This window comes from Streptomyces sp. DSM 42067, assembly GCF_055792885.1.
On the sequence record NZ_CM147706.1, the window covers coordinates 6,227,815 to 6,239,456 of the forward strand.

Sequence of the window (11,642 nt, forward strand, 5' to 3'; positions counted from 1 at the left end):
CAACTCTGCAGCAGTCCCGACGGCTCTACGCGGTGGTCTTGGTCGGCACGTTGCTGCTGGCTGGTGTGCTGGTGGTGGTCTTCACTCCTGCGACCCGGGTGCTTGTACGGTGGATCTCGGGTCCTGAATGGAAGGGTATGAAAGGCGCGGACCGGTCCGCTGCGTTGGGGCAATTCCGGTTAGCCCTCGTACAGGTGGTAGCGGTCCTCGGGGCAAGTGTCGCCCTTATCTTCACCGCCTTTAACTACCGGCTGAGTCGTCGCGGACAGGTGACCGACCGATTCACCAAAGCTTTGGAGCGCCTTGGCTCGGAACAGATGTACGTGCGCATCGGTGGCATTGTTGCTTTGGAGCAAATTGTTCAGGATGCTCCGGATCAGGCAGCGCACGCCGCACAGATTCTGCAGGCGTTCATTCGGGAAAGAGCGCCTCGTCGTCCTGGGTCAAGAGCTGCCGGTGTTCGAGGTTCAGTGAAAGCAGCCCGCCGGGCTGCCCGGATGGGTACTTTGAACAGCACTTCCACTCTGGCGCTACCGAGGGAGCCTGCGGCCGACGTTCAAGCCGCTCTTACAGCTCTGACTCAACCAATATCCCGCGCGCACGTGTCCTCCGCTGTTCAAGTTAATTTGAACGGCCTCCATCTTGCAGGGGCGGATCTTCGTGGAGCTGACCTCACCGAAGCTGACCTGCGTGAGACAGACCTTAGTGGGGCTCGGCTCAGCGGAGCGAAGCTCACCAAGGCCCTGCTCTGGCGGGCTGGTCTACATCAGGCTTGGATGAGCAAGGCGACCTTGACCGGTGCATGGTTGCGAGAGGCAGATATGAGTGACGCTCTCCTTGAAGGAGCAGACCTTTCAGAGACAAAGCTTGGCCATGCCAATTTAACGGGTGCCAATCTCAAGAGGGCAGTCTTGTCCCGCTCCGATTTGATGGACGCGCATTTTGAACGCCCCGAAGCAGGGAGGTTGGCAAACCTCTCTAACGCCGACCTACGCGGGACTGATCTGCAGTCGGCGCTCGTAACTGTTGAGCAGGTGGTCTCTGCCAGGCTGAACGGCGATACAGCGTTGCCATCCGGCATAGCGGGCGACGATCGCGTCACTGCACGAATCGTTCAGGCTGGCAACTTGTCTGAGCGTGACCGATGAGCCCCCGAGTTCTCGTTTCCACGAACTTCCCTAGAGCTGACGTAGTCACCTCGCGAGACCGATCGCATCCATCTGCAGCAAGGTGCTCACTCGACCACGGCTGATCCGGCTCGCTAGGACTAGCGACACGCTCTTACCAACCTGCCGTAGCCCAGCCGCGGACCCCCTGACGCTGAGGTTGCACGCGCTGGACTGTGAGCTGGCCATCGGCCCCCGACGTCGCGTCCACCGCACTGAGTGTGTCGGGGGTGTGTCGCGAACAATGAGAGGAAACGAGAGAGGGCGGGAGTCAGTGAGACTGACTCCCGCCCTCTTCTGTCGGCATCCGCCCTGGTCAGAGCTTGATTTCTGCTGATCCTTGGCGAGTGCCCCCGGCAGGATTCGAACCTGCGCACACGGCTCCGGAGGCCGTTGCTCTATCCCCTGAGCTACGGGGGCGTGTCGGTCGCGTGTGGCGGCGACGGGTAGAACCCTACCAGTTCTTGGGGGGTCCTCATGAACAGGTATTTCGTCTGGGTTTCTTCGAAGCCGCGGGCTTCAGGGCCGGGCCGGGCGGTGGGCTCAGGAGTCACAGAGGTCCCATCGGTATCTCGGCAAGCAGTGCGGCGACACATCTGTGCAGAGGCCACGCCTCGCTGTCACGTCACACAGCGTGGTCTCGGCCACACGTACGGCCTTACCCCGCAAGGGGCGGAAGTAGGGAAAACCCGGACGCGGCCGCCTGGGCGGACCTACCCTCGATGTGTGCCAGGCGCGTCCGGTCGGGTGCTTGTTGTCGATGACAACAAGGTCATCCGGCAGCTGATCAGGGTCAACCTCGAGCTGGAGGGCTTCGAGGTCGTGACCGCGGCAGATGGTGCCGAGTGCCTTGACGTCGTTCAGCAGGTCCGCCCCGACGTCGTCACGCTCGACGTCGTCATGCCCCGCCTCGATGGGCTCCGCACCGCCGCCCGGCTGCGTTCCGAGCCTCGTACGCGGGATCTGCCCCTTGTGATCGTCAGCGCCTGTACGCAGTACGAGGTCGAGAACGGGCTCGACATCGGCGTGGACGCTTTCCTCGCCAAGCCGTTCGAGCCCGCCGAACTCGTTCAGACCGTTCGGCAGTTGGTCGAGCGCGAGCGGCGTGGGGATGGTGGAGGGCCCGAGGCCGGGGGCGGTGGGGACACTGACGCGGAGGGCGAGGCCGGGGCCGGTTCCGGTGTTGAGACAGAGCGTGCGGGGCACACCGGCGCCTAACGTGTTGGGCCGTGTAGGGCACGCCGGCGCCTGATCCCTCCTCATTCGGGATCCCTCCTCACTCGGGGTTCCTCCTGATTCGGATCTCTGACCACCGGTCCACATTCCGGAACCCGCGAAACCAACTCGCCTACCCACCCCCCTCCTCCCATACGCTTGTCCCCGTGACCCCCGTCGAGCTCTCCCGTACCGTGCTGCGCGCCGTGCGCCGTGCTGTGGATGACGGGGAGCTGACCGTGGTCGTGCCCGCACGGGTCGTGATTGAGCGGCCCAGGCCGGGCGGTAGTGGGGACTACGCCACCAACGTCGCCCTGCAGCTCGCCCGTGACGCCGGCGCGCCGCCCCGGCAGGTCGCCGAGATTTTGCGGGACCGGCTGCACAGCGCGCCCGGCATCGCCGACGTCGCGATCACCGGGCCCGGGTTCCTCAACTTCACCCTCGACGGGGCCGACGCCGCCCTCGTACGTGATGTCCTTACTCAAGGGCTCCGGTACGGGCACAGCCTCGCCCTCGACGGCGAGCGGATCGAACTGCGTATCCCGGCGCACGAGCCGCGCGCCGAAGTCGTCGCCGATGCCGTCTCCCGCATCGTCGCCGCCCTCGGCGGTCACGCCGAGACCGTCCACATTCCGCCCGGCCGAACCGAAGACCCGCCCGGCCGAACCGAAGACCCGCCCGGCCGAACCGAAGACCCGCCCGGCGGAGCGGACGGCACCGTAAATCTCCGCCCCGTCCCCGCACCCCCACCGCCCACCATCCCCCTCGGCTCCGACCCGACCCGTTGGGCCCTCCTCCACCCTGCCTCCCACGACCGCCCTCGCCTCACCCCGGACCACCTCGTCCAGCGCGAGAGCAACCCCCTCTTCCGGGTCCAGTACGCGCACTCCCGCGCCCGGGCTCTCGTACGTGGTGCCGACCAGCTCGGCTTCCATCCCGAGCCCGGTCACCTGGGCGAGTCCCCGGAAGTCGGCGTGTCCCCGGAAGTCGGCGAGTCCTCGGAAGCCCAGGACCTGCTCACCGCCCTCGCCGACCACCCCGTAGTCCTCGTCACCGCCGCCCGGCACCGCGCCCCCGACCGGCTCGCGCGGCACCTCGTCGCCACCGCCGACGCCTTCTTCCGGTTTCACGACGCCACGCGCGTGCTGCCGGTCGGTGACGAGAAACCCTCGGCCGCCCACCGCGCCCGGCTCGCGCTCGCCGAAGCCGCCGGGACGGTGCTGGCCGGCGGCCTGTCCCTGCTCGGCATCGATGCACCCGAACACGTCTGACCACGTGGGACACGACCACGTGACGTACGAGAGAGCGCAAGAACAGACATGAGCCGTTCCGCACACCCCGCCGGCCCCCGCCACGCCGACGTTCTGCCCGAGGGGCACTACACCGCGCCGCCCGCCGACCTCAATGCCCTCGACCCCAAGGTGTGGTCCCGGACCGTCACCCGGACCCGCGAGGGCGCCGTCAGCGTCGGCGGCATCGACGTGACGAGGCTCGCCGAGGAGTTCGGTACGCCCGCGTACTTCATCGACGAGGACGACTTCCGGGCGCGGGCCCAGGCCTGGCGTACCGCCTTCGGGGAGGGCGCCGACGTCTTCTACGCGGGCAAGGCGTTCCTCTCCCGCGCCATCGTGCGCTGGCTGCACGAAGAGGGCCTCAACCTCGACGTCTGCTCCGGCGGCGAGCTCGCCACCGCCCTCTCCGCCGGGATGCCCGCCGAGCGCATCGCCTTCCACGGCAACAACAAGTCCGCCGCGGAGATCGAGAAGGCCGTCTCCGTCGGTGTCGGGCACATCGTCCTGGACTCCTTCCAGGAGATCGTGCGCGTCGCGCACATCGCCGAGCAGCTGGGCAAGCGGCAGCGTGTGCTGATCCGGGTGACTGTCGGGGTCGAGGCGCACACGCACGAGTTCATCGCCACGGCCCACGAGGACCAGAAGTTCGGCATCGCGCTCGCCGACGGTCAGGCCGCCGAGGCCGTGCGGCGTGCCCTCAAGCTCGACGGGCTCGAGCTCGTCGGCATCCACTCGCACATCGGGTCGCAGATCTTCGACATGGCCGGGTTCGAGGTCGCCGCCCGGCGCGTCGTGTCCCTTCTCGCCGAGATCCGTGACGAGCACGGCGTCGAGCTGCCCGAGATCGACCTCGGCGGCGGCCTCGGTATCGCGTACACCTCCGACGACGACCCGCGCGAGCCGCACGAGATCGCCAAGGCGCTCGGTGAGATCGTCACCCGGGAGTGTGAGGCCGCCGGGCTCCGGACTCCTCGTATCTCAGTCGAGCCCGGGCGCGCCATCGTCGGACCCACCGCCTTCACGCTCTACGAGGTCGGCACCATCAAGCCGCTCGACGGGCTGCGTACGTACGTCTCCGTGGACGGCGGCATGTCGGACAACATCCGCACCGCGCTGTACGACGCCGAGTACAGCGTCTCCCTCGTCTCCAGGACCTCTGACGCCGAGCCCATGCTCGTCCGCGTCGTCGGCAAGCACTGCGAGAGCGGCGACATCGTCGTACGCGACGCCTTCCTGCCGTCCGACCTGGCGCCCGGCGACCTGATCGCCGTCCCGGCGACCGGTGCGTACTGCCGTTCCATGGCGAGCAACTACAACCACGCACTTCGCCCGCCCGTCGTCGCCGTGCGCGACGGCGAGGCCCGGGTGATCGTCCGCCGGGAGATGGAGGAGGATCTGCTGCGGCTCGATGTCGGATGAGCGGCCGGGTGACCGCCGGGCGGCCAGCCGTCGGAACGTCTTCCGGCCAGCCGCCCCCCGGGCGGCCAGCGGTCGGAAGACCTTCTGCCAGCCGCCCGCCGGCTGGCCGCCGGTCGGTCGGCGGTCGGCATACCTTCCGCCAGCCGCCCGCCGGTCGGCCAGCGGTCGGAACACCTTCCGCCAGCCGCCCGCCAGGCGCGGCAGAACGCCGCAGACATGCCCAGTGCCGGAGAAAGATCTCCTGATTTCCGGTCCCGGGAAAATGAAATAAACGTCTCACGATCCGGACGAGGGGCAGAAAATCCGGTCCGTTGGGTGAGACTGGTCCAACCGTAGATGTATGAGAAGCGAGGTCGGATGATGCGTACGCGTCCGCTGAAGGTGGCGCTGCTGGGCTGTGGGGTTGTCGGCTCAGAGGTGGCACGCATCATGACGACGCACGCGGAGGACCTCGCCGCGCGGGTCGGGGCCCCCGTGGAGCTGGCGGGCGTGGCGGTCCGCCGGCCCTCCAAGGTCCGCGAGGGCATCGATCCGTCCCTGATCACGACCGACGCCACCGCCCTCGTCAAACGGGGCGACATCGACGTCGTCGTCGAGGTCATCGGCGGTATCGAGCCCGCGCGCTCCCTCATCACCACGGCTTTCGAGCACGGCGCGTCCGTCGTCTCCGCGAACAAGGCGCTGCTCGCCCAGGACGGGGCGGCTCTCCACGCGGCGGCCGAGGAGCACGGGCGTGACCTCTACTACGAAGCCGCAGTCGCCGGCGCGATCCCGCTGATCCGGCCGCTGCGCGAGTCCCTTGCCGGCGACAAGATCAACCGGGTCATGGGCATCGTCAACGGCACCACCAACTTCATCCTCGACAAGATGGACACGACCGGCGCCGGGTACCAGGAGGCGCTCGACGAGGCCACGGCCCTCGGATACGCGGAGGCCGACCCGACCGCCGACGTCGAGGGCTTCGACGCCGCCGCGAAGGCCGCGATCCTCGCCGGCATCGCCTTCCACTCGCGCGTACGCCTCGACGACGTGTACCGCGAGGGCATGACCGAGGTCACCGCCGCCGACTTCGCCTCCGCGAAACAGATGGGCTGCACCATCAAGCTGCTCGCCATCTGCGAGCGGGCCGCCGACGGCGAGTCCGTCACCGCCCGCGTGCACCCGGCGATGATCCCGCTCAGCCACCCCCTCGCCTCCGTCCGCGGCGCCTACAACGCCGTCTTCGTCGAGGCCGACGCCGCAGGTCAGCTGATGTTCTACGGGCCTGGCGCCGGTGGTTCCCCGACTGCCTCCGCGGTGCTGGGCGACCTCGTCGCCGTCTGCCGCAACAAGCTCGCCGAGTCGACCGGGCCCGGCGAGTCCGCGTACGCGCAGCTGCCGGTCTCGCCCATGGGCGAGGTCGTCACGCGCTACCACATCAGCCTCGACGTGGCCGACAAGCCGGGCGTACTCGCCCAGGTCGCGACGGTCTTCGCCGAGCACGGCGTATCCATCGACACGGTGCGCCAGCAGGGCAAGGACGGCGAGGCATCGCTCGTCGTCGTCACCCACCGTGCGTCCGACGCTTCCCTCAGCGGGACCGTCGAGGCGCTGCGCAACCTCGACACCGTGCGGGGTGTCGCCAGCATCATGCGGGTTGAAGGAGAGTAACCAGCAATGACCCACCAGTGGCGCGGAATCATCGAGGAGTACCGGGACAGGCTGCCGGTCTCCGACAGCACGCCGGTCGTGACGCTCCGCGAGGGCGGTACGCCGCTCGTGCCCGCGCAGGTGCTCTCCGAGCGCACGGGCTGCGAGGTCCACCTCAAGGTCGAGGGTGCGAACCCGACCGGGTCCTTCAAGGACCGCGGCATGACCATGGCGATCAGCAAGGCCAAGGAGGAGGGCGCGCAGGCGGTCATCTGCGCCTCCACCGGCAACACGTCGGCGTCGGCCGCCGCGTATGCCGTACGCGCGGGCATGGTCAGCGCCGTCCTCGTGCCGCAGGGCAAGATCGCGCTCGGCAAGATGGGCCAGGCGCTCGTGCACGGCGCGAAGATCCTCCAGGTCGACGGCAACTTCGACGACTGCCTGACGCTGGCCCGCGGACTGTCCGAGAACTACCCGGTGGCGCTGGTCAACTCGGTCAACCCGGTGCGTATCGAGGGCCAGAAGACCGCCGCGTTCGAGATCGTGGACATGCTCGGCGACGCGCCCGACATACACGTCCTGCCGGTGGGCAACGCGGGCAACATCACCGCGTACTGGAAGGGCTACACCGAATACGCCGCGGACGAGGTCGCCTCGCAGACCCCCCGAATGTGGGGTTTCCAGGCCTCCGGCTCCGCTCCGATCGTGCGCGGCGAGGTCGTGAAGGACCCCTCGACGATCGCCACCGCGATCCGTATCGGCAACCCCGCGTCCTGGAAGTTCGCGCTGGCCGCGCGGGACGAATCGGGCGGTCTCATCGACGAGGTGACGGACCGTGAGATTCTGCGCGCCTACCGCCTGTTGGCCTCCCAGGAGGGCGTCTTCGTCGAGCCCGCGTCGGCAGCGTCCGTCGCCGGTCTGCTGAAGGCCGCCGAGCAGGGCAAGGTCGACCCGGGCCAGACGATCGTCTGCACGGTCACCGGCAACGGCCTCAAGGACCCGGACTGGGCCGTCGCGGGCGCACCGCAGCCGGTCACGGTCCCGGTCGACGCGGCCGCTGCGGCGGAGCGCCTGGGACTCGCGTAGGACCCCCCAGGGGCCGGGCGGCAGGCTCCGCAGGACGCAGCCGGGTCCGGCAGCGGCCGGACCCGGACCCCTCCGACCCGGGCATTTGCCCACGGGGGGTGCACAGGGGGCTTTCGACACGCATCGTGCGCCTCCTGTGCGCCCTATGTCGCCACTGAACCTTCCTTCGATAGGCTGTACCGAACCCACCCTGCCGCGCATGCCGCGGAGCCGCCGCCGTCCGCGGCCGTCGGGTGTTCGGTTCGTCTTGCAGTGCATCGAAATCTCGCCAAACCCCGTAGTTCAACAAACCCCGCAGTTCAAGGAGAGTCATCGAGCGATGGCCGGTCCCGCGTTCCGCGCCGCCGCCGTACGGGTGCGCGTCCCCGCCACCAGCGCCAATCTCGGTCCGGGCTTCGACGCCTTCGGCCTGTCGCTGGGGCTGTTCGACGACGTCGTCCTCCGGGTGGCCGATTCCGGCCTGAATATCGACATCGCAGGTGAGGGCAGCGAGACGCTCCCACGCGACGAGAGCCATCTGCTCGTCCGCTCACTGCGTACCGCCTTCGACCTGCTGGGCGGACAGCCGCGCGGCCTCGAGGTCGTCTGCGCCAACCGCATCCCGCACGGCCGCGGCCTCGGATCCTCGTCGGCCGCCATCTGCGCCGGCATCGTCGCCGCGCGCGCTGTGACGATAGGCGGCGACACCAAGCTCGACGACGCCGCGCTGCTGGAGCTCGCCACCGAGATCGAGGGGCACCCCGACAACGTCGCAGCGTGCCTGCTCGGCGGGTTCACCCTCTCCTGGATGGAGGGCGGCGCGGCCCGCGCGATCAGAATGGACCCCGCAGATTCCATCGTTCCGGTGGTTTTCGTACCGGGAAAGCCGGTGCTCACCGAGACCGCACGCGGACTGCTGCCGCGCACCGTCCCGCATGTGGACGCCGCGGCCAACGCGGGCCGGGCGGCCCTGCTCGTCGAGGCCCTGACCAGGCGCCCCGAGCTGCTGCTGCCCGCCACCGAGGACCGGCTGCACCAGGAGTACCGCGCCCCCGCCATGCCGGAGAGCGCCGCCCTGGTGGAGCGGCTGCGGGCCGACGGGGTGCCCGCAGTGATCTCCGGCGCCGGCCCCACGGTCCTGGCGCTGGCGGACGACGCGACGGCCGACAAGGTCGCCCGACTGGCGGGGGAGGGCTGGGCGGCCAACCGGCTGGCCCTCGACGCCGCCGGAGCGAGTGTGCTGCCGCTTGCGCCCTGACACACGGTTGCCGGATTGCGAGAGGGGGAATGATTGTTGGATCCGGTAGTGTTAACCTCAAGTCTGCACCCGACCCCACCATGGCGAGGTGCCTTGTGTCCCCGTCCGGGACAGACACTCCTCCGCGAGGCTCCCAAGCAGTTTCATGCACAGGCACCGAGTGCCGTGCATTGAGCGGCCTGCAGAGCGGGGGACCTCCTGGGGACACCTCCGGCGCCAGCCGGGGGAGTCAGCCGGGGGCGCTCCGGAACCGGCGTGACCGAGCCGCGTGACGGCTTCGGGCATCGCCAATCACCAGATATCTCTCCGCCGCGTAGGCGGACAACCGCCCCGGTACGGTCCACCAAGCACGGACCATCTGCCGGACAGCACAACCGGTCGCCGAGCCAGACAGGCCGACGTCCGCTCCAGGGAAGGACCCTTCGTGAGCGACACCACCGATCTGATGGGCGTGAGTGCCGACAGCACGGTCGAAACCGCTGCTGCGCCCGCCACGGACGCATCTGCTGCGCCTGCCTCCGGTGCCGGCTCCCGGCGGCGCCGCGGTACCGGCCTTGAGGGCATGGTGCTGGCCGAGCTGCAGCAGGTCGCATCCGGCCTCGGCATCAGGGGCACTGCGCGTATGCGCAAGAGCCAGCTGATCGAGGTCATCAAGGAGGCGCAGGCCGGGGGTGGGTCCCAGGCCGCTTCGGACGCCCCCGCCAAGAGCGCTGCCGCCTCGACCGAGACCAAGCCGAAGCGCCGCGCCACCTCCAAGGCCCGTACCGGCGACGAGTCCGCGGCCGGTGACAAGGCCGAGAAGGCCGTACAGGGCGAGGGCGACAAGGCCGCCGCGAAGGCCGTGGCCCAGCAGCAGATCGAGATCCCGGGCCAGCCCGCCAGCGACGACGCCCCCGTCGGGGAGCGCCGCCGGCGTCGCGCCACCGCCGAGGCCGGGGCCCCCGAGGCCCAGGCCGCCGTTGCCGTGGCCGAGCCGAAGACCGAGCCCAAGACCGAGACCGCCAAGGGCGACGGCCAGGGCGACGGTTCCGCGGACGGCGGCGCGGAGGGCCGCCGTGACCGCCGTGACCGCGACCGTGACCGTGGGCGCGGCAGGGACCGCGACCGCCGGGGCAAGGGCGATGAGCAGCAGGGCGGCGGTGGCCAGCAGCGCCAGCAGCCGGGCGGCGGCCGCCAGGACCGGCAGCAGCAGGACGACGACGACTTCGACGGTCGTGGCCGTGGCCGCCGCGGCCGCTACCGCGACCGCCGGGGCCGTCGCGGCCGCGACGACGTCCAGGAGCCGCAGATCGGCGAGGACGACGTCCTGATCCCCGTCGCGGGCATCCTGGACATCCTCGACAACTACGCGTTCATCCGGACGTCGGGCTACCTCCCGGGTCCCAACGACGTGTACGTGTCCCTCGCCCAGGTCCGCAAGAACGGTCTGCGCAAGGGTGACCACGTCACCGGTGCCGTGCGCCAGCCCAAGGAAGGCGAGCGCCGTGAGAAGTTCAACGCGCTGGTCCGCCTGGACTCCGTCAACGGCATGGCGCCCGAATCCGGGCGCGGGCGGCCGGAGTTCAACAAGCTGACGCCGCTGTACCCGCAGGACCGGCTCCGTCTGGAGACCGACCCGGGCGTGCTGACCACCCGGATCGTCGACCTCGTCGCGCCGATCGGCAAGGGCCAGCGTGGTCTGATCGTCTCGCCGCCGAAGGCCGGCAAGACCATGATCATGCAGGCGATCGCGAACGCGATCACGCACAACAACCCCGAGTGCCACCTGATGGTCGTCCTCGTCGACGAGCGTCCGGAAGAGGTCACCGACATGCAGCGGTCGGTCAAGGGCGAGGTCATCTCCTCGACCTTCGACCGCCCGGCCGAGGACCACACCACGGTCGCCGAGCTCGCCATCGAGCGCGCGAAGCGCCTGGTGGAGCTGGGTCACGACGTCGTCGTACTGCTCGACTCGATCACGCGTCTGGGCCGTGCGTACAACCTCGCCGCCCCGGCCTCCGGCCGCATCCTGTCCGGTGGTGTCGACTCGACCGCGCTGTACCCGCCGAAGCGCTTCTTCGGTGCCGCGCGCAACATCGAGGACGGCGGCTCGCTGACCATCCTGGCCACCGCGCTGGTCGACACCGGCTCGCGCATGGACGAGGTGATCTTCGAGGAGTTCAAGGGCACCGGCAACATGGAGCTCAAGCTCGACCGGAAGCTCGCCGACAAGCGCATCTTCCCGGCGGTGGACGTGGACGCGTCCGGTACCCGTAAGGAAGAGATCCTGCTCAGCGGCGAGGAGCTCAACATCGTCTGGAAGCTGCGCCGGGTGCTGCACGCGCTCGACCAGCAGCAGGCGATCGAGCTGCTGCTCGACAAGATGAAGCAGACGAAGTCGAACGCCGAGTTCCTGCTGCAGATCCAGAAGACGACGCCTACGCCGGGCAACGGCGACTGACGTCGGCAACGCGCGCGCAAAGCCGATGACGCGCAGCTAAAGCAGGGGCAAAAGGGCCGCCACCGTTACGTATGTGATGGTGGCGGCCCTCTGTTGTGCGTGGGAACCGGTGTACGATCACGCCACTCTCACACTTCGCCGAAGCATCTCCACGATCT

Annotated in this window: 8 protein-coding genes and 1 tRNA gene; 8 read left to right on the forward strand and 1 reads right to left on the reverse strand. The window is 69.2% G+C overall.

All coding sequences use genetic code 11. The features are described from left to right. The first annotated feature begins 38 nt into the window (after nucleotides 1-38). The gene (locus tag ACSMXV_RS28405; protein WP_473174044.1) at nucleotides 39-1,148 is read left to right on the forward strand and encodes a pentapeptide repeat-containing protein; all 1,110 of its coding nucleotides are present in this window, start codon (nucleotides 39-41) and stop codon (nucleotides 1,146-1,148) included. A gap of 366 nt (nucleotides 1,149-1,514) precedes the next feature. On the opposite strand, the gene ACSMXV_RS28410 is transcribed toward ACSMXV_RS28405, so the two are convergent. Beyond that, a tRNA-Arg gene (locus ACSMXV_RS28410) sits at nucleotides 1,515-1,586 on the reverse strand. A 327-nt stretch (nucleotides 1,587-1,913) separates the two neighbouring features. On the opposite strand from ACSMXV_RS28410, the gene ACSMXV_RS28415 reads away from it, so the two are divergent. The 7 genes from ACSMXV_RS28415 (at nucleotide 1,914) to rho (ending at nucleotide 11,484) form a co-directional block, all read left to right on the forward strand. Beyond that, a complete protein-coding gene (locus ACSMXV_RS28415) occupies nucleotides 1,914-2,384 on the forward strand; it encodes a response regulator (protein WP_473174045.1) in 471 nt (156 codons plus the stop codon). Nucleotides 2,385-2,548: 164 nt separating this feature from the next. Beyond that, entirely contained in the window at nucleotides 2,549-3,652 is a 1,104-nt protein-coding gene (gene nrtL / locus ACSMXV_RS28420; protein WP_473174046.1) for an ArgS-related anticodon-binding protein NrtL, read from the forward strand. A 48-nt stretch (nucleotides 3,653-3,700) separates the two neighbouring features. After that, nucleotides 3,701-5,092 (forward strand): diaminopimelate decarboxylase, encoded by a 1,392-nt coding sequence (gene lysA, locus ACSMXV_RS28425; protein ID WP_473174047.1) that lies wholly within the window; start codon nucleotides 3,701-3,703, stop codon nucleotides 5,090-5,092. Nucleotides 5,093-5,449: 357 nt separating this feature from the next. After that, nucleotides 5,450-6,742 (forward strand): homoserine dehydrogenase, encoded by a 1,293-nt coding sequence (locus ACSMXV_RS28430; RefSeq protein WP_181864427.1) that lies wholly within the window; start codon nucleotides 5,450-5,452, stop codon nucleotides 6,740-6,742. Between the two features lie 6 nt (nucleotides 6,743-6,748). Beyond that, entirely contained in the window at nucleotides 6,749-7,807 is a 1,059-nt protein-coding gene (gene thrC, locus ACSMXV_RS28435) for a threonine synthase (protein WP_473174048.1), read from the forward strand. Nucleotides 7,808-8,126: 319 nt separating this feature from the next. Continuing rightward, nucleotides 8,127-9,044 (forward strand): homoserine kinase, encoded by a 918-nt coding sequence (gene thrB, locus ACSMXV_RS28440; protein WP_181864428.1) that lies wholly within the window; start codon nucleotides 8,127-8,129, stop codon nucleotides 9,042-9,044. Nucleotides 9,045-9,468: 424 nt separating this feature from the next. Next, a complete protein-coding gene (rho, locus tag ACSMXV_RS28445) occupies nucleotides 9,469-11,484 on the forward strand; it encodes a transcription termination factor Rho (RefSeq protein WP_473174049.1) in 2,016 nt (671 codons plus the stop codon). Nucleotides 11,485-11,642: the final 158 nt, after the last annotated feature.

What these genes read in the sequence shown, in the direction of transcription:
- lysA (WP_473174047.1), top strand. Translation starts at nt 3,701, where the DNA reads ATGAGCCGTTCCGCACACCCCGCCGGCCCCCGCCACGCCGACGTTCTG.
- ACSMXV_RS28430 (WP_181864427.1), top strand. Translation starts at nt 5,450, where the DNA reads ATGATGCGTACGCGTCCGCTGAAGGTGGCGCTGCTGGGCTGTGGGGTT.
- thrC (WP_473174048.1), top strand. Translation starts at nt 6,749, where the DNA reads ATGACCCACCAGTGGCGCGGAATCATCGAGGAGTACCGGGACAGGCTG.
- thrB (WP_181864428.1), top strand. Translation starts at nt 8,127, where the DNA reads ATGGCCGGTCCCGCGTTCCGCGCCGCCGCCGTACGGGTGCGCGTCCCC.